1 protein-coding gene is annotated in these 546 nt (G+C 49.5%); it reads left to right on the top strand.

Going from position 1 to position 546, the window contains the following annotated elements; genetic code table 11:
* Positions 1 to 168: MotA/TolQ/ExbB proton channel family protein (locus AC3WQT_RS28900; RefSeq protein WP_492709476.1), on the top strand; the 168-nt coding region annotated here is incomplete at its 5' end.
* Between the last annotated feature and the right edge of the window lie 378 nt (positions 169 to 546).

The raw sequence follows: 546 nt of genomic DNA, 5'->3' as shown, positions 1-546 counted from the left end.
GTAGGTGAAGCGCTGATCATGACCGCGATTGGTCTGGCGGTCGCTGTTCCAGCTGTTCTGGGTTACAACTTCCTGGTTCGCCGCAACAAGAGCGCCATGGAAGAAGTCCGTGCCTTCTCCGCCGACCTGCATTCCGTTGTATTGTCCGGCAATATGGGCAAGAAGTGAAATACTGGTGAAGCTACTGCGCGGCGCGATTTTGAACCTGCGATGCTCGTCGTACTAAAGTACGACTGCGCTTCTTAGTCCAAACTAGCGCCGCTCGCTACGCTTCCTCAGCATTTCACACGGCTACTTTGTATAGGTAAAAAACTAAAGACCCGTAACCATAGAGGCACAGAGGAAAAGCACGGAGAAGATCAGAATGGGTGTATGCGAATACGAAGAGATTTATCTCTTGCTTTCTCTGTGTCACCTCTGTGTCTCTGTGCCTCTGTGTTGAGAGGTCTTAACGGGTAAAGCGTAATATCGAAAGAGAACACATTATGGCAATGGCAATTGGCAATGATGGAGATGGTGAAGACGAAGTCAACAGCACCATCAACA

It is taken from the genome of Undibacterium sp. FW305-107 (assembly GCF_058788535.1).
Note: the sequence above shows the minus strand (reverse complement) of the source record. Positions and strands in the feature narration are given on the sequence as shown.